The 16,044-nt window shown below is 43.1% G+C and carries 17 protein-coding genes and 4 tRNA genes; 9 read left to right on the top strand and 12 right to left on the bottom strand.

The features are described from left to right. Positions 1–44 precede the first annotated feature (44 nt). Positions 45–665 carry an L-threonylcarbamoyladenylate synthase gene (locus BLW16_RS08570; protein WP_090556179.1) on the top strand — a complete coding sequence of 207 codons (621 nt, stop codon included), beginning with the start codon at positions 45–47 and terminating at the stop codon, positions 663–665. A 384-nt stretch (positions 666–1,049) separates the two neighbouring features. Here BLW16_RS08570 and trpA read toward each other — a convergent pair whose 3' ends face one another. From trpA to recR, 6 genes are all read right to left on the bottom strand, one after another. Then, complete coding sequence (gene trpA / locus BLW16_RS08565) at positions 1,050–1,817, bottom strand: tryptophan synthase subunit alpha (RefSeq protein ID WP_090556178.1); 768 nt, start codon at positions 1,815–1,817, stop codon at positions 1,050–1,052. Positions 1,818–1,845: 28 nt separating this feature from the next. Beyond that, positions 1,846–3,027 (bottom strand): tryptophan synthase subunit beta, encoded by a 1,182-nt coding sequence (gene trpB, locus BLW16_RS08560; RefSeq protein WP_090556177.1) that lies wholly within the window; start codon positions 3,025–3,027, stop codon positions 1,846–1,848. Positions 3,028–3,058: 31 nt separating this feature from the next. Beyond that, entirely contained in the window at positions 3,059–3,682 is a 624-nt protein-coding gene (locus tag BLW16_RS08555) for a phosphoribosylanthranilate isomerase (RefSeq protein WP_090556176.1), read from the bottom strand. Further along, on the bottom strand, positions 3,679–4,665 hold the full coding sequence (trpD, locus tag BLW16_RS08550; protein ID WP_090556175.1) for an anthranilate phosphoribosyltransferase: 987 nt from the start codon (positions 4,663–4,665) through the stop codon (positions 3,679–3,681). The genes BLW16_RS08555 and trpD overlap by 4 nt, the downstream gene beginning before the upstream one ends. 233 nt (positions 4,666–4,898) lie before the next feature. Continuing rightward, positions 4,899–5,711, bottom strand: a complete 813-nt coding sequence (locus tag BLW16_RS08545) for an SDR family oxidoreductase (protein ID WP_090556174.1) — start codon at positions 5,709–5,711, stop codon at positions 4,899–4,901. Between the two features lie 5 nt (positions 5,712–5,716). Continuing rightward, complete coding sequence (gene recR / locus BLW16_RS08540) at positions 5,717–6,334, bottom strand: recombination mediator RecR (protein WP_090556173.1); 618 nt, start codon at positions 6,332–6,334, stop codon at positions 5,717–5,719. 84 nt (positions 6,335–6,418) lie between these two features. On the opposite strand from recR, the gene BLW16_RS08535 reads away from it, so the two are divergent. Together BLW16_RS08535 and BLW16_RS08530 are read left to right on the top strand one after the other, a co-directional pair. After that, positions 6,419–7,897: a sodium:solute symporter gene (locus BLW16_RS08535; protein WP_090556172.1), complete on the top strand. Its 1,479-nt coding sequence runs from the start codon at positions 6,419–6,421 to the stop codon at positions 7,895–7,897. Between the two features lie 22 nt (positions 7,898–7,919). After that, positions 7,920–8,627: an LOG family protein gene (locus tag BLW16_RS08530; RefSeq protein ID WP_090556171.1), complete on the top strand. Its 708-nt coding sequence runs from the start codon at positions 7,920–7,922 to the stop codon at positions 8,625–8,627. 1 nt (position 8,628) lies between these two features. Here BLW16_RS08530 and BLW16_RS08525 read toward each other — a convergent pair whose 3' ends face one another. Then, positions 8,629–9,231: a DUF502 domain-containing protein gene (locus BLW16_RS08525; RefSeq protein WP_090556170.1), complete on the bottom strand. Its 603-nt coding sequence runs from the start codon at positions 9,229–9,231 to the stop codon at positions 8,629–8,631. Positions 9,232–9,240: 9 nt separating this feature from the next. After that, complete coding sequence (locus BLW16_RS08520) at positions 9,241–11,700, bottom strand: bifunctional UDP-N-acetylmuramoyl-tripeptide:D-alanyl-D-alanine ligase/alanine racemase (protein ID WP_090556169.1); 2,460 nt, start codon at positions 11,698–11,700, stop codon at positions 9,241–9,243. A 71-nt stretch (positions 11,701–11,771) separates the two neighbouring features. Between BLW16_RS08520 and BLW16_RS08515 the strand changes: the two genes are divergently transcribed. From BLW16_RS08515 to BLW16_RS08495, 5 genes are all read left to right on the top strand, one after another. Further along, complete coding sequence (locus tag BLW16_RS08515; protein WP_090556168.1) at positions 11,772–12,251, top strand: regulatory protein RecX; 480 nt, start codon at positions 11,772–11,774, stop codon at positions 12,249–12,251. Between the two features lie 136 nt (positions 12,252–12,387). Further along, positions 12,388–12,460: transfer RNA gene (locus tag BLW16_RS08510), tRNA-Gly, on the top strand. Between the two features lie 49 nt (positions 12,461–12,509). After that, a tRNA-Leu gene (locus tag BLW16_RS08505) sits at positions 12,510–12,594 on the top strand. A 43-nt stretch (positions 12,595–12,637) separates the two neighbouring features. Further along, positions 12,638–12,710, top strand: a tRNA-Gly gene (locus BLW16_RS08500). Positions 12,711–12,759: 49 nt separating this feature from the next. Beyond that, a tRNA-Leu gene (locus tag BLW16_RS08495) sits at positions 12,760–12,847 on the top strand. Positions 12,848–12,907: 60 nt separating this feature from the next. On the opposite strand, the gene BLW16_RS23680 is transcribed toward BLW16_RS08495, so the two are convergent. From BLW16_RS23680 to BLW16_RS08480, 4 genes are all read right to left on the bottom strand, one after another. Then, positions 12,908–13,345 carry a hypothetical protein gene (locus BLW16_RS23680; protein ID WP_245735184.1) on the bottom strand — a complete coding sequence of 146 codons (438 nt, stop codon included), beginning with the start codon at positions 13,343–13,345 and terminating at the stop codon, positions 12,908–12,910. 43 nt (positions 13,346–13,388) lie between these two features. Beyond that, positions 13,389–13,904 carry a recombinase family protein gene (locus tag BLW16_RS23675; RefSeq protein ID WP_245735183.1) on the bottom strand — a complete coding sequence of 172 codons (516 nt, stop codon included), beginning with the start codon at positions 13,902–13,904 and terminating at the stop codon, positions 13,389–13,391. After that, positions 13,865–14,362 (bottom strand): recombinase family protein, encoded by a 498-nt coding sequence (locus BLW16_RS23670; RefSeq protein WP_245735182.1) that lies wholly within the window; start codon positions 14,360–14,362, stop codon positions 13,865–13,867. Before BLW16_RS23670 ends, BLW16_RS23675 begins: the two co-directional genes overlap by 40 nt. Positions 14,363–14,806: 444 nt before the next feature. Further along, on the bottom strand, positions 14,807–15,367 hold the full coding sequence (locus tag BLW16_RS08480) for a hypothetical protein (RefSeq protein ID WP_090556166.1): 561 nt from the start codon (positions 15,365–15,367) through the stop codon (positions 14,807–14,809). Positions 15,368–15,765: 398 nt separating this feature from the next. Here BLW16_RS08480 and BLW16_RS08475 point away from each other — a divergent pair, with 398 nt between their 5' ends. Then, positions 15,766–16,011 (top strand): hypothetical protein, encoded by a 246-nt coding sequence (locus BLW16_RS08475; RefSeq protein ID WP_090556165.1) that lies wholly within the window; start codon positions 15,766–15,768, stop codon positions 16,009–16,011. The last annotated feature ends 33 nt before the right edge of the window (positions 16,012–16,044 follow it).

The following is a 16,044-nucleotide window of genomic DNA, read 5'->3' as shown; positions in this document are numbered from 1 at the left end:
GATAATTATCAAATTACGGATGAAAGTTTTTAGTAAATTTACATATGCTTATCAAAATATATCCGGAGAATCCTAATCCAAAGGCCATCGAACAGGTTGTCGAGGTGCTTAAAAAAGGAGGAATTATCATTTATCCCACCGATACCGTATACGGGCTGGGCTGTGATATTACCAATCAAAAGGCTATAGAAAGGATCTGCCAGATCCGGGGAATTAAGCCTGAAAAAGCAAATTTCTCGTTTATCTGCTCAGACCTGAGCCACATTTCAGATTATGTAAAACCCATTGACACCACGGTATTTCGATTGTTGAAGAAAGCATTGCCCGGTCCTTTTACTTTCATCTTTAATGCCAATAACAATGTGCCGAAACTACTTAGTTCAAACAAAAAAACTGTGGGTATCAGGGTGCCTGACAATAACATTGCGAGGGAAATTGTAAAGGTGCTGGGAAATCCAATCCTCTCTACCTCCATCAAAGATGATGATGAACTCATCGAATATTCTACTGATCCGGAACTGATCCATGAGAAGTATAAAGACCTGGTTGACCTTATCATCGATGGCGGTTATGGAGACAATGAGCCATCTACAGTAGTAGACTGTACTATGGGCGACTTTGAAATCATCCGCGAAGGAAAGGGTATACTGGAAAATTACCTGTAATTTTATACCGTGGTCATTCGCTGTATTCAGGAATAATTTGTGCCCTGGCTGTTTTCCTGGATGGTATCGTTTAACAAAAGATCATCTGATTGGAAAATATAGTTGTTGTATCATTCCGACTGCATTAATTTGCTGCGCAAAAGAACGACAAGGCCGGAATGACACAAACAACCATATTTTTAAAGATCTTCTCAGGGATCTTCTATGCCACCGTGCTACAGACGGAGCTTAAAACACTCGCCGGGAAAAGAGGGCTTGTTTTTCAGCAAAGCCCTTGAAAACTCAACTGAAAAGGCTGATAACATGCCGATATCCAAATGAGATCATCCCAGCCAATGATGTAAAAGACTTTGAATTTTGCACATCAAAGAGGACAGCCTGATATTACCTGAACATCTTCATAAAAGAGCTGATATTCTCTTTCAGATCTCCCTTTGCCACAGCCTTTACAAATGCGGTACCGATGATTCCGCCATTGGCATACTTGCATGCTTTTTCAAAGGTCTCCTTGCTGCTGATCCCAAATCCGATCAGCGTAGGATTCTTCAGTTCCATTGCGGCAACCCTGGAGAAGTAAGTTGTAGTGACATCAGAAACATTCAGGTTTTTCCCTGTAGTAGCTGATGCAGAAAGCAAATAGATAAACCCATCACTTAATCCGTCTATTTTCCGGATACGTTCATCAGAAGTCTGGGGGGTAACCAAAAAGATATTACGCAAGCCATATTTCAGAAAAACACCTTGATATAACTCTTCATACTCATACATCGGCAGATCTGGTACTATACAACCATCAATTCCTGCATCGGCACAAGCCTTGCAGAAGTTTTCTACGCCATATTGCAATACCGGATTAACGTAACCCATCAGCAGTACAGGAATAGTTACCTTTTTACGCAATTGTTTCAGCTGTTCGAATAACAGGTTCAGGTCCATTCCATTATCCAGCGCCTGCTTGCTGGTGGCCTGTATCACCGGCCCGTCCGCTACCGGATCTGAATACGGAAATCCGATTTCCAGCATATCTGCTCCTGATTCCTGCAGGGCCTCTGCAATCGCAACGGTATCTCCCAAACCAGGATAACCTGCGGTATAATATATAGAAAGGATATTGTTCTTTTTCTCCTTGAATAATAGGTCAATTCTGTTCATTTGTTCTTTGTTGTAGAAAATTGCTGTGTTAAAATCCGAAATAGTTCATGTAAGTCTGCATATCCTTATCTCCCCTTCCGGAAAGGCACACCACAACATTTTCATTTCCTGTGAATTCCATTTTCTCCAGGTAAGCGAGGGCGTGGGCACTTTCAATGGCAGGAATGATGCCTTCCATCTGGGTACACAACAATCCTGCTTCCAGTGACTCTTCATCTGTAATGGAAGCATATTGTGCTCTTGTAGTTTTAAACAAGTGTGCATGTTGCGGACCAATTCCGGGATAATCCAGTCCGGCAGAAACAGAATGCGGTTCCACCACCTGTCCGTCTGCCGTTTGCATCAGGATGCTCCTGCTGCCATGTAAGACTCCTTCTTTGCCCAGGAATGTAGTGGCCGCAGAAAATCCGCTGCTTACGCCCTTACCTGCAGCCTCTACGGCAATCAGTTTTACATTTTCATCACCAATGAAATGATAGAACATACCCATGGCATTACTGCCGCCACCTACACAGGCAAGTACGTAATCCGGCTGGTCGCTTCCGGTTTGTTCCATCAGCTGTTTTTTCGTTTCTTCAGAAATGACAGACTGAAAGATGGATACCATATCAGGATAGGGATGCGGGCCAACAACAGAACCGATGATATAGTGTGTATCAACAGGGTTATTGATCCAGTCGCGCATGGCCTCATTGGTTGCATCCTTCAGTGTTTTACTGCCAGATACTGCCGAAATAACCGTAGCACCCAGCATTTTCATCCTTGCCACATTGGGTGCCTGACGTTGAATATCCACTTCACCCATGTAAATCACACATTCCAGGCCGCGCAGGGCGCAAACGGTAGCAGTGGCCACGCCATGTTGCCCGGCACCGGTCTCAGCAATGATCCTTTTCTTTCCCAGCTTCTCGGCCAGTAAAATCTGACCGATCGTATTGTTAATCTTATGCGCCCCTGTATGGTTCAGGTCTTCCCTTTTCAGGAAGATATGGGCATTATATTTTTTTGATAAGCGTTTAGCCAGATAAAGTGGCGAAGGCCTTCCAACATAATCCTTCAGCAATGCATGAAATTCCTTTTGAAAATCTGCATCGTTGATGATCTTAAGATAGTTTTGTCTCAGTTCTTCAACATTCGGGTAAAGCATTTCAGGAATATATGCTCCCCCAAAATCTCCGTAGTAACCTTTTTCGTTTACAAAATAGTTCATAGTGTTATCATTTAATCAGCCACTGTATCCGTTAGCAGCCTAATAATTTTTTAAATTCGGTGAGCCGGGCGATGTCCTTTAAACCCGGGGACTGTTCAAACCGGCTGTTCACATCAATAGCATAAAAACGTTCATCCCTGATCTCCAGTAATCCGGGAGCATTCGCCAGGCCTATTCCACCACTGAGGAAATAGGACTTTTGCAAAGTATAATTCTCCAGCAGGTGCCAGTTGAATGCCTTTCCTGAACCTCCGTGCTCCGGCGTTTGGGTATCAAACAAAAAATAGTCTACTGCATCAGCGTATGCCTCCAGTGTACTGAAATCGAATGTCTCATCGATTCCGAAGGCTTTAATCACTTCGGCTTTGCCTTGCAGCTCCATACAGTAATCCGGGCTTTCATTTCCATGTAACTGAACGGCTTTAAAATGGTACAGGTCAATTGCCTTTTTCACTGCTTCCAGCTCTTCATTAACGAAAACACCAGTAGTTTTAATATCTGCAGGAATAGAAATGATGGTCGCTGCGTCGAGATCTGCTATGAATCTTTTAGAGCCGGGATACATCAAAAAACCCATATATGCCGGCTGTAATGCAATGGCCTCGGCAATATTGGCCGGTACTCTCATTCCGCAAATTTTCAGCTGAGCTTTCATCCTAGAAGGCTTTTAAAACTTTTCAGGGCCAGTCCGCCCACTAGTGAGGTTTCAGCCTCATAGTAACAATCTGCAAAGGATTGTTCGGGCTTGATGGTTTGGATGGCCATGGCTGCATTACAAAGTACTACATTTTGCTGAGGGTCTGTTCCTACCCCTTCCAGTACATGCATAAAGATATCAGCAGATGAATGAACCGTATCACCGCCTACGATCTCATTTTCATTGATCTCCTCAAACCCCAGGTCGCTAACTTTAAGCAATGCTTCGCCGCTTTTACTAAAGGTTTTCACATCACAGGTAAGGGATATCTCATCGAAGCCATCTACGGCATGTATAATGGTATAGTTCTTATCCGTTTCCTGGTACAGGTAGGCGTAAAGGCGGGCAAGCTCCAGGCTAAATACACCAACAATCTGATTCCTGGGTTGTGCAGGATTTGCCATTGGCCCAAGCATATTAAAAAATGTTTTAACCCCCAGGTCTTTACGTATCGGGGCAACTATTTTCATCGCCGGGTTGAACAAAGGAGCATGTATAAAACAGATCCCTGCGCGGTCCAGGCTGCGTTTCAGTTCATCTTCATTGGCTGTAAACTGATAGCCGAGGTATTCCATCACATTGGAAGAGCCACAACCTGAAGAAACGCCGTAGTTACCGTGTTTGGCAACTTTATATCCCGCTCCGGCTACAACGAACGAAGCCAGCGTAGAAATATTAAAGGTATCTTTTCCGTCACCGCCGGTTCCGCAGAGGTCTATCAGGTCATAATCTGATAAGTTTACTTTTACACAGAGGTCGAGCATTGCATCGCGGAAGCCCTGCAGCTCGGCAACGGTAATATTACGCATGCCAAAAGCAGTGATGAATGCCGCGATCTGCGAATTGTTAAATTCACCTGATGCGATTGCCGTCAGAATCCGCTGGGATTCCTGTCGGCTAAAAGATTTGTTTTCAAATAAGTGGTTCAGTATTTTCTTCATGGTTGTAAAACAGAAAAGGTTGCTATAAAGCAACCCTCAAAATATTTTTATATAAAATAAAACGTACAGAATGGGGTTACACACGCTAAGCGCTGTGCCACCACCAGTTGTTATGTCCGTTTGTAAGTATCATTGAAACAAATATGTAATAGTTTTTTAATATTTGCAAACATTTCTAAAATTTCAGGCAGTTATGGCATTATTTAAACAGAAACCAGCACTGGTCCACCGGGTTATTCCTTCAGTGTTCCTTCTTTTTGATAGTGTTTGTAAACCAGCTTATCGGTAAGTGCGGGAAACAGTTTATTCATCCAGATGGCTAGTTTTCCCTGAACAGTCATAATCAAATCACGCTTGCGGCCTGCTATTCCATTTGCAATCCTTTCGGCAACTTCTTCAGGAGACATCATTTTACCTTCATCCATATTGGTAGCGCCATGCATTTCTCCATTTTTATCCAATGCCGTGACACGGATATTAGAAGTAGTGAAACCCGGGGAAGCCACCATCACGAGTACCCCCTTCCGTAACAATTCCGTCCTCAATGCCTCCATAAAACCATTTAAAGCAAATTTAGAGGCCGTATATGCAGTCCTTCCGGGCAATCCGCGATAACCTGCGGAAGAAGATACCCCAACAATAGCCCCTTTGGTTTTTAGGATTTCCGGTAAAGCGAATTTTGTACAATACACAGCACCATAGAAGTTCACTTCCATCACCGTTCTGATCACAGACAGATCCATTTCAATGAACAGCGCGCGCATGGATATACCAGCGCTGTTCAGCAGGATATCTACCTTACCAAAAGTTGATACGGCCTGTTTGATCAGCTGCTCGCATTCTTCCTCTTTGGTTACGTCTGCCTGCACCGCCAGTGCCTTGACACCGTACTTTTGTTCCAGGCCGGCTGCAATTTCACACAACGTTACAAATTGTCTTGCGGCAAGAACCACTTTTGCACCGCGTTTTGCGAATTCCTCTGCACATGATTTTCCTATGCCGGACGAGGCACCGGTTACGATGACCACTTTATCTTTAAAATCCATGGTTATTATTTTATAATTGAATTGACGTAAGGTACCCTTGTTACGATAGACCGGCCGAGTGTGATCTCATCTGCATATTCCAGCTCACCCCCGAAGGCTATTCCGCGGGCAATGGTTGTAATGGGAACCTGGAAATCTTTAAGTCTTTTATAGAGATAGAACAGCGTGGTATCACCTTCCATTGTTGCGCTGAGTGCCAGGATGATCTCCTTTACAGGGGTTGTAGCCACACGCTGCACCAGTGAATCAATAAAAAGATCTGAGGGGCCGATGCCATCCATAGGTGAGATTAAACCGCCAAGCACGTGGTAGGCACCAAAATACTGTGAAGTATTCTCTATCGCCATTACATCACGGGTATCTTCTACCACGCAGATCACTTCCTTTTCGCGCTTGGGCGACAAACAGATACTGCATACAGGAAGGTCTGATATGTTATGGCAGATATTACAGTGTTTAATATCCCTTTTTAGCCTGATCATGGAATTGCCGAAAGTATCCACTTCCTCCTGCTCTTTGCCCAGCAGGTGCAGTACCAGCCTCAATGCAGTTTTTTGCCCTACCCCCGGTAATTTAGAAAATTCATTAACAGCATCTTCAAGAAGCTTGGAAGAAAAGTTCATTCTACAAATTTAGATTTATCTTCTGTTATTTTGATTTTTAAAATATGATTTTTCTTACATTCGCTTTCAAGCCGAACCCGAACCATGACCCCAGCCATACTTTTATCTTTCCTCCTAGGATATTTTGCCCTGTTAGTAGGAGTAGCTTATTTTACCTCAAGGAACTCGTCAGACAATGCCTCATTTTTTATCGCCAACAGGAACTCAAAATGGTACCTGGTAGCTTTTGGAATGATCGGTACCGCACTTTCCGGCGTGACTTTCATCTCTGTACCGGGAGCTGTCGGTAAAAGTGAATTCGGCTATTTTCAGTTCGTTCTGGGAAATGCCGTAGGGTTTATCATTATCGCAACAATACTGCTGCCCCTTTATTACAGGATGAACCTGATCTCGATCTACACTTACCTGGAAAGACGCCTCGGGCCGCACAGTTATAAAACCGGGGCTGTTATTTTCCTGCTTTCCAGAACAATCGGTTCCTCTTTGCGCCTGTTCCTGGTAGCTATAGTTTTGCAGCGGTTTATATTTGATGCCTGGAATGTACCCTTCTGGCTTACGATTGTCCTTTGCCTGGTGCTCATCTGGTTGTATACCCATAAAGGCGGACTGAAAACAATCATTATTACGGATACTTTGCAAACAGTGTTCCTGCTGCTCTCCGTTATCCTGTCCATAATCTTTATATCCCGGTCGTTACATCTCGACGTCGCCGGAACATTTGAAGCGGTGAAGAACAGCAGTTATTCAAAGATGTTCTTCTGGGACGACTTTATGGGAACCAAATCGCACTTCCTGAAGCAATTCCTGGGCGGTATCTTCGTCACCATTGCCATGACGGGCCTCGATCAGGACCTGATGCAGAAAAACCTGAGTATGAAGACCATTGGCGAAGCACAGAAAAATATGTTCACCTTTACCGGTGTTTTTGTCATCATGAACATCTTTTTTCTGAGCGTGGGCGCACTGCTCTATATCTTTGCCGAAAAGAACGGAATTGATGTTGCGGCGTTAAAAACACCAGATAATCTCTATCCGGAAATCGCCCTGAACCACCTGAATATTATTCCCGGAATCATCTTTATGCTGGGATTAACTGCCGCTACTTTTGCAACGACAGATTCAGCGTTAACGGCATTGACGACCTCCTTTTGTATGGATTTTTTACACTTCGATAAAAAGGAAGATCAGAACACGCCTGAACTGGTGAGAAAAAGGCACCTGGTACATATCGGGTTCTCCGTCCTGATGGTAGTCGTGATCCTGATCTTTAAGGTCATCAATGATGATTCTGTTGTCAACTCTATGTTCATCGCGGCAACCTATACCTACGGGCCGTTACTGGGATTATTTACCTTAGGTATGTTCACCAACCGCGCGGTAGCAGATAAAATGGTGCCATATATCTGTGTGGCGTCACCTTTATTGTCTTTCTTTATCAAAAGTAACAGTGTACACTGGTTTGGTTATGAAATAGGTTTTGAATTGATTATCTTGAATGCCCTCATTACATTTATATTACTTTGGATAACAGGAAAAATAGCTGTTACCCAAACCAAATTTTAATTATTAATAACGAGTTTACAGCATGACCAGTGAAGAGAAAATAAGAAGCGCTTTTGAAAATAAAAACTGGCAGGAGATTAAAGTGACCGACTCCTGGCAGATCTTTAAAATAATGGCCGAATTTGTAGACGGCTTTGAGAAACTGGCTAAAATTGGCCCCTGTGTATCCATCTTTGGTTCAGCAAGAACCGCAGAAACCAGTAAATACTATGAGATCGCCGTAGAATGCGGCAGACTGCTCACCGATCGCGGTTATGGCGTCATCACCGGCGGCGGCCCCGGCATTATGGAGGCCGGCAATAAAGGTGCACATATGAACGGCGGTAAATCTGTTGGCTTAAACATAGACCTTCCTTTTGAGCAGTTCCACAACAAATACATAGATCATAACAAACTGCTGGAATTTGATTATTTCTTTATCAGGAAGGTGATGTTTATGAAATATTCCCAGGGATTTATTGTCCTGCCAGGCGGGATGGGTACCATGGATGAGCTTTTCGAAGCGATCACCCTGATCCAGACCGGTAAGATTGCCCGTTTTCCTATCGTACTGGTGGGCAAAGACTATTGGGGCGGACTGGTAGAATGGATAAAAAATACAATGCTTGAAAAAGAACACAATATTCATGCAGAAGACCTGAACCTCTTCCGCGTGGTAGACAGCGCTGAAGATGCAGCCGAGCATATCTTCAGGTTCTACGACAAATATGTACTGAAACCGAATTTCTAAATTACAGGGGGGTGCTGATATGGCTAACCCCTCCTGATACCACCAGCTTCATCGCCTCGGCAGCACTCATATTCAGTTCTTTTACCTTATCTTTTGTGACTACACATACCTGCCCTGCAAAGGAATAGGAAAAAGGAAAATACACCACACATTCTCCCGGCAAGCCAATAGATGCCAGGTCATTCTGTGTCAGAAAGCCTATTCTTTTGATATCACCATTCAATTCTACGAGCACAGGGTGGTTGAATTTCTTTTCATCACCAACAAATGCTTCGGTAAGGTCCTTGATGGAAGAATAGATAAAGTTCAGCCCCGGCAACCTGTTCATCCAGCGGGTAAACCAGTTGTACATCGGTTCGGTCACGAAGTTGGTGACAAATATTCCCGCTACCAGGATCAGTGTAACCACCAGCGCCAGCCCTAAGCCGGGAATGTTCCTGCTTCCTCCTGTCCGCGGATCAACCCCCAGAATATTATTGACATTCAGCCAGCTGTCTACAGTCGTTACAGCCCAGATCACGATATAAATACTCAGCGCGATAGGCAGAACAATCAATAATCCCTTAATTAGATAATTTAATAAAGCGCCTCCGATCTTGTTCATAACACAAAATTACTCATAAAAATACACCCGTTTAACCCTTTGAGAAATATTTGTTAAAATCTCATATGGAATGGTCCCTATCTGATCTGCTAAATCGCCAATAGTTAACTGATCGTTGAAAACAATCACCTCATCCCCCGTTTTTGCTTCAATTCCCGTGATATCGAGCATGCACATATCCATTGCAATGGAACCGATCGTAGGTGCAGGTTTCCCGCTGACCAGCATCCTGCCTACCCCATTTCCAAATGAACGGCGGTAGCCATCAGCATAACCGATCTTCACGGTAGCGATTGTCCCCCCTTCGGGTAAAACTCCCCTGCGGCCATAACCGACAGTTTCTAAAGGACCTATGGTTTTGATCTGGGTAATGGTAGTTTTGAGCACACCCACGGTATGCAGCCCGGCATTGCTCTTCAAACCGGAATCAAAACCATAGAGACCAATTCCAATCCTCACCATATCCAGCTGCGCTTCCGGATGACGGGTAATTGCCGAGGTATTGGAAATATGACGTATAAAATCATAACCTAACTCTGCACGGACCTGTTTCACTATCGCCAGGAAACGGTCTAGCTGATATGTGGTAAACTCATCATGCCGCGCATCCTCACTGGCTGCCAGATGTGAGAAGGCCGAGACCACTTTAATCTTTTCTTCCAGCCGGAGCACAGGCAGCAGATCGGGCAGATCGGGTTCTTCAAATCCCAGGCGGTGCATACCTGTATCTATTTTGAGGTGCACGGGATAGGAAAACTGTGTATCAGGCAGAAAATCTACAAAGGCCTTCAGGATATCCATATTGTACAGTTCCGGTTCCAGCTTGTGCTTTACAATGGCTTCGAATGCAGAAGGCTCAGGGCTCATCACCATGATCGGCAGGGTAATACCTGCTTTCCTCAGGGAGATCCCTTCATCGGCATAGGCTACGGCCAGGTAGTCTGCCTTGTGGTACTGCAGCAGGTTGGCAATCTCAAAACTTCCGCTGCCATAGGAAAAGGCCTTCACCATTGCCATCACCTTTACACCAGGTTTTAATTTCGACTGATAGAACTTCAGGTTATTCGCCAGCGCATTCAAATCAATCTCCATCACCGTATCATGGATCTTCTGCGTAAGTAATTTACTGATGCGCTCAAATTCAAAACGCCTTGCTCCCTTCACCAGGATGGTCTCATTGTTAAAATGCATTGCCGGAAAGTTTTCCAGAAAGGCCTGTGTACTCTCATAAAATGTACTTTCCAACTCAAAAATCCCTGCAGATTCGGAAATATGCGGCCCGATGCCAATCAGACGGTTCACCTGCTTCTGCTTGAGCAGGGATGCGATTTCGGCGTACAGGTCTTTATCATTCTTCCCTGTTTCATACAGATCGGAAAGGATCAGGGTTCTCAGCACATGCTGGTTCTGCAGTCTCAGAAAATCCAGCGCTATTGCCAGGGAAGAGATATCGGCACTATAGGAATCATCAATGACTGAACATTGGTTGATGCCGTTCTTCAAGGTCAGGCGCATGTTGACCGAAGTGAGCTTTTCCAGCCTGAGATCAGCCTCCTGAGGCGTATAGTCCAGTGCCAGCAGGGTAGCCCAGCAGATGATCCCGTTTTCTACTGATGCCCTGTCACTAAAGGGAATCAGGCATTCTATTTCTTCGCTTTTGTAGCGCGCCCTGATATAACTTCTGCCTTTGATCGGCTCCACGAACAGAATTTCCAGGTCGGCCTTCACTGTTGTGCTCCAGGAAAATCTGCGCTCCCCGGGAAGATCTTTCAGGGCTATACCCCCGGTATAATCCGGTGAATACACAAAAAGTTTAACGCCGGTAAAAAGCTTTAGCTTTTCTAAAAGCTTTTTACCGGCTGAGGAGAAACCTTCGGCATGTGCTTCCCCGATGTTTGTAAGAATACCTATGGTGGGCTGAATAATGGTGGCCAGCTGTTCCATTTCATCACTTTTGGAGATCCCCGCTTCAAAGATCCCCAGCGTATGATCAGCACTGAGCTGCCAGACAGACAATGGCACGCCAATCTGGGAATTGAAACTTTTAGGGCTGCGTACGATGTTAAAATCGGCCGCCAGCAGCTGATACAGCCATTCTTTGACTACAGTTTTACCATTGCTGCCGGTAATTGCCACTACATCCAGGTCAAATTTACCGCGGTGGTCCGCAGCGAGCTGCTGCAGCGCCAGCAATACATCCGGTACGAGCAGAAAGTTAGCATCCGGGAAAACATCCCGATAGCTGGCATTGCTGATCACGAAACTCCTGACACCCGTGTTATAGGCATCGCCGATAAACTCATGTCCGTCCCGATGGGCCTCTATGGCAAAGAACAGGGAGGTTCCCGGACTGACCACACTCCTGCTGTCGATTAGAAGTGTATTGATCAAAGTATCATGTTTTACTTCGAAAGATTCGGCATTTAAGCGCTCAGCGATCTGCTGAATTGTGTAGCTGCTCTCACTCATTGATCAGGATAAAAGGTTTGGGTAAAGTTAATAAGTAAATGCAGATATTTGCGTTCTGATCTGTATAACCATTGGAAAAATCAAAACCCGTTTACGATAAAAGAGCTGCATCCGCCAGGGCGGAAAACTATTGCGCTTACCAGGAACGTTCACAACAGGAGCTGAGGGACAAACTGTACGAATGGGGCCTGCACCATGACGAAGTGGAAGAGGTCATCTCAGAACTTATTCTCAATAATTTCCTGAATGAGGAGCGTTTTGCCATGGCTTATGTATCGGGAAAGTTCAATATCAAGAAATGGGGAAAGATTAAGATCAAACAGGGACTGAAACTGAAAAGGGTTCCGGAGAAAATGATCATCAAAGCGTTAAATACGATTGACTATGATGACTATGTGGGCGCTATTTTAGCTGCAGCAGAAAAAAAAGCACCCTTTATTGCAGAAAAAGACCCCTATAAAAAGAAATATAAACTGGTAACCTACCTGATGGGAAAGGGATTTGAAAGTAATTTGATTTCGGAGGTACTGAAGGCCAATAACTTAAGCTAGAACCCCTATTTATTATGAAAAATAACTTGACAGTAATCTAAAAGTATTTATATTTGCAAACCCAAACGGAAACAAGGTAATCAGTTTTTAACTTGTATTCAGCCGGGAAACATCGGATGATGTGAATAAAACCAATGCGAAAGTAGCTCAGTTGGTAGAGCACGACCTTGCCAAGGTCGGGGTCGCGAGTTCGAATCTCGTCTTTCGCTCTAAATGTTTTCTTTACCGGAAGGCGTTTAATTTAAAAGGTTAACACCTGCTCAGATGGTGGAACTGGTAGACACGCAGGACTTAAAATCCTGTGACCTTAAAAGTCGTGCGGGTTCGATTCCCGCTCTGAGTACAAACATTACCTGTATCCTTAGTATACAGTTTTACATACCAATGCGAAAGTAGCTCAGTTGGTAGAGCACGACCTTGCCAAGGTCGGGGTCGCGAGTTCGAATCTCGTCTTTCGCTCTAAAGCCTTCTTTATTGAAGGCTTTTATATTTATAAGGTTTTACACCTGCTCAGATGGTGGAACTGGTAGACACGCAGGACTTAAAATCCTGTGACCTTAAAAGTCGTGCGGGTTCGATTCCCGCTCTGAGTACCATACAGGAGTCAGTTCGTTTTTTCGACTTGACTCCTGTTTTTTTTTGAGATAAATTGGTGTTTATGAAGTAGATAAGAGAGGCTGCTTCATTGATTTGGGTGGTTCGATGTATAGTGCCGTCAAACTCCATTTTTCTGGAAATATCGAACCAATTATCACACGTTTCCCTTCAACATCTGCATTTCTATATAGCTGAGTCAAGTTTATGAGGCTATATAATGCTTTATCAAGAATTGAATGAATTTCGGTGTCAACTGAATTTTCCGTGGTCAAATCTTTGAGTTTAGCTTCCAGTCTGATGATCTTTTTTTCAGATTCTTTTTTAAGTATTTTGTACTCTTCGCCTTCAATATGATCCATCAATAAAAGCTCCCTCGCTTTGGTGATGCGGTTATTCTGAGTAGTGATCTCAGTGATACATTTTTTACGTTCTAACTGGACATGTGCTGTGCTATCTCTGGTTGCATCGTTGACAATTTCTTTGAACAGTGCTGCCATGCCTGGCTTAGGTACAAATTTCTGTAATTCGTATTCAAAGGCTTCATTTACCTGCTTTGAACCTGACTTTACATTGTTTCTGACAATGGTAGTAATAATAGTATGCGTAACGGCCTTTTGAAGGACTACCAGTTAATACCTTTTGACATTCCGGGCAAAGAAGAAAGCCTCTCAGAGGTAAAAGGTTATGGGATACTATCTTTATTCCTTTGTTCCGGTTTTTGCCCTTTAAAACATCTTGCACTTCGTAAAATAGCCTTTCTGAGATCAAAGGTTTATGTTTTCCTTCAGCTAGGTACATATCTTCATCTTTAAATTGAGGAACAATCACCTTTCCACAATAACAAGGATTTTTGATTGCCTGCAAAAAACTATTTCTATTACACTTTAGTCCCTTTTCTTTAGCTTGGTTAAACACATGCTCCGTGGCTAAAAGCCCTTTGGATATTGTTTCGAATGCCCATTTCATGTGCCAAGCTTCAGGCTCGGAAAACGTGATATATTTCTTCCCATCTTCAGTTATTTTATTGACATAGCCCGGAATGCTTTCCCCATCCATCTCCCCTCTTTTCTTCCTTTGCGCATACCATAAAAGATGTTCAACGCTCTACGGTCATTCTCTACTTCTGGCATAGATAAGTAAACTGCCAAGATGATTTTGGATTCAGGCACAGAAAGGTCAAGGGGTTGCTCGATTGCAACCGGCTCTATCTTAAGCAACATTAGGGAATTGATCATACCGTATGCATCGGCAGTATTCCTGCTGAATCTGTCCCACTTGGTAAACATGATGTAATCACAATTTTTGCCTTTGGTTCTTTTGAGTTCTGTCATTATTTTTTTCCATTCAGGACGATCAAATGTTTTGGCGGAATAGTCTTCGATCAGCACTTTGCCAATCTGTATATTATTGCGGGTGCAATGAGTACGTAGCCTTTCTTCCTGGTCTCTTTCAGAAAATCCTTTATCAGCCTGTTCGTCAGTGCTGACACGAATGTACAAATGTGCGATTGCCATAAGCCCTCCTTAAATAAGATTATAGATTATGAATCCTGCTTACCTTGTGTGAGTTTCGCAGTCCGGATTATGATCATAACGATTATGTTTTTCGACTGTAACACGCTGATCACTTACCAATTTAGCAAATCGGTACATAAAATCCAAAATCAATTCTGCTTCATCCAAAGAGACAATTGTTCCATGTTCCTGAAGGATTTTTACGGCTATCTCCGGTGTGACTTTTCGATCCTCAACTCGCATATTCTTAAATTTTGAGCAAGATGCAGGAACCTGATTTACCCATGTAACACTGCGATACAATGGTTGTATAGATTGGCGGGGCGAAAGAATAAACACTTCGGATAGAGTAAAGGCCTCTGGCCTTTACTCTATCCGAAGTCCAATTATGCAAGAAGTGTTACCTGAAAATGGAGACGGCAAACGAAGGTTTGTAGGCCTCTGTTAGATACCATCCCGTTTAGTTTTAGCATTGAGAAGCAATTTCTTATACTTTTCTCTTAGTTGCTCTTCTTCGTTGGAGGAGTTAAGTACAACATCCTTATTCACAAAATTAAATGCATCACTTGGCTTTTTATTTAAAGCCAAAGCAATCAGATATAAATCTTTGGCCATTGGCACTATATTCTTATCATTTGAAAGGCTACTAAGTTTGCTTTCTTTGATATTTGTCCTGTGTGCAACAGTCTTCTGAAGGATCAAACCTTCATTCAGAAATTTACCAAGTTCGGTAAGCTTATGAGTCTGGGCAGTAGAACTGATTGGGGTTTCTTTAAGCCTGTAATCACTAAATACGTGATTTGCCATTTCATCTAAATCAGCACCGATAGCAAGAGCAATTAAGTAGAATTCTAAAGCCGATATGGTATCTTTTTCAGGTCTGCTCAGCTTACTTATTCTTGTTGGATCTATACCAGTTTTAAAATAAATTTCATTGTTACTGATATTCTGATTCTTCAAAAATGAGCCTAAATGCTGATATACCTTTTTACTTGTCAATGCCATTTCATATGAATGTAAAGGCATATAGTGTGGGGAACAAGCAACATGATATTTATTGCTTATATTTGTATTTTAAATTTGTTATTTAGCAAATAATATTTTAAATTTGATTTATACTATTGAAAATAATGAATTAGAAAAATGAGTTAAGTATCCATAATTGGAATAATTTATACAATTACTGAAAGAACTTGTAGTGAAAAGTAGGACGTTCGAATGCAAGAAGTAGGTGAATACTCAAATCTTGAGCTATATTTGCGTATAGTCTTAGGACTTGGGTCGCCTGCTTGTTCTGTGTTCGGCCGTTGAAAAACGGTGGTGGTCCTACACCTTCACTACAGAATGAGCGTTAAGGGCGACCCTTTTTTGCTTTCCCAGTCTTTCAGATTAACCTGAGAGATATGACAAAAAACACATCAAGTTTACCATCGGAACAAAAAGGTATAACTACAACACCCTATTCGTTAAAGGAACAGGCCGCAATTGATGCAATCAATTCAAAATATACCTATGAAGAAGTTACTTTCTTTCTTGAGGTAATTCATGACATTCTAACTGATCATCGCCTATGCCCTTTATTAAGGGTGTCTATAACGGTGATACTGGGCCAGCGAAAACGGATGATAGCGGGCCAGTCATTACGATAATCAGTGGGCCACTTTTCAATACAATTATAAGGG

The organism is Pedobacter hartonius, from assembly GCF_900107535.1.
In the GTDB taxonomy this organism is placed as follows: domain Bacteria; phylum Bacteroidota; class Bacteroidia; order Sphingobacteriales; family Sphingobacteriaceae; genus Pedobacter; species Pedobacter hartonius.
The sequence above is the reverse complement of the archived record's forward strand: the minus strand, read 5'-3'. Positions and strand labels throughout refer to the sequence as shown.

What these genes read in the sequence shown, in the direction of transcription:
- BLW16_RS08535 (WP_090556172.1), top strand. Translation starts at nt 6,419, where the DNA reads ATGACCCCAGCCATACTTTTATCTTTCCTCCTAGGATATTTTGCCCTG.
- BLW16_RS23680 (WP_245735184.1), bottom strand. Translation starts at nt 13,345, where the DNA reads ATGGCAGCACTGTTCAAAGAAATTGTCAACGATGCAACCAGAGATAGC.
- trpA (WP_090556178.1), bottom strand. Translation starts at nt 1,817, where the DNA reads ATGAACAGAATTGACCTATTATTCAAGGAGAAAAAGAACAATATCCTT.
- BLW16_RS08475 (WP_090556165.1), top strand. Translation starts at nt 15,766, where the DNA reads ATGACAAAAAACACATCAAGTTTACCATCGGAACAAAAAGGTATAACT.
- BLW16_RS08525 (WP_090556170.1), bottom strand. Translation starts at nt 9,231, where the DNA reads ATGAACAAGATCGGAGGCGCTTTATTAAATTATCTAATTAAGGGATTA.
- BLW16_RS08570 (WP_090556179.1), top strand. Translation starts at nt 45, where the DNA reads ATGCTTATCAAAATATATCCGGAGAATCCTAATCCAAAGGCCATCGAA.
- BLW16_RS08480 (WP_090556166.1), bottom strand. Translation starts at nt 15,367, where the DNA reads ATGGCATTGACAAGTAAAAAGGTATATCAGCATTTAGGCTCATTTTTG.
- trpD (WP_090556175.1), bottom strand. Translation starts at nt 4,665, where the DNA reads ATGAAGAAAATACTGAACCACTTATTTGAAAACAAATCTTTTAGCCGA.
- recR (WP_090556173.1), bottom strand. Translation starts at nt 6,334, where the DNA reads ATGAACTTTTCTTCCAAGCTTCTTGAAGATGCTGTTAATGAATTTTCT.
- BLW16_RS08555 (WP_090556176.1), bottom strand. Translation starts at nt 3,682, where the DNA reads ATGAAAGCTCAGCTGAAAATTTGCGGAATGAGAGTACCGGCCAATATT.
- BLW16_RS23675 (WP_245735183.1), bottom strand. Translation starts at nt 13,904, where the DNA reads ATGGATGGGGAAAGCATTCCGGGCTATGTCAATAAAATAACTGAAGAT.
- BLW16_RS08545 (WP_090556174.1), bottom strand. Translation starts at nt 5,711, where the DNA reads ATGGATTTTAAAGATAAAGTGGTCATCGTAACCGGTGCCTCGTCCGGC.
- trpB (WP_090556177.1), bottom strand. Translation starts at nt 3,027, where the DNA reads ATGAACTATTTTGTAAACGAAAAAGGTTACTACGGAGATTTTGGGGGA.
- BLW16_RS23670 (WP_245735182.1), bottom strand. Translation starts at nt 14,362, where the DNA reads ATGGCAATCGCACATTTGTACATTCGTGTCAGCACTGACGAACAGGCT.
- BLW16_RS08530 (WP_090556171.1), top strand. Translation starts at nt 7,920, where the DNA reads ATGACCAGTGAAGAGAAAATAAGAAGCGCTTTTGAAAATAAAAACTGG.
- BLW16_RS08520 (WP_090556169.1), bottom strand. Translation starts at nt 11,700, where the DNA reads ATGAGTGAGAGCAGCTACACAATTCAGCAGATCGCTGAGCGCTTAAAT.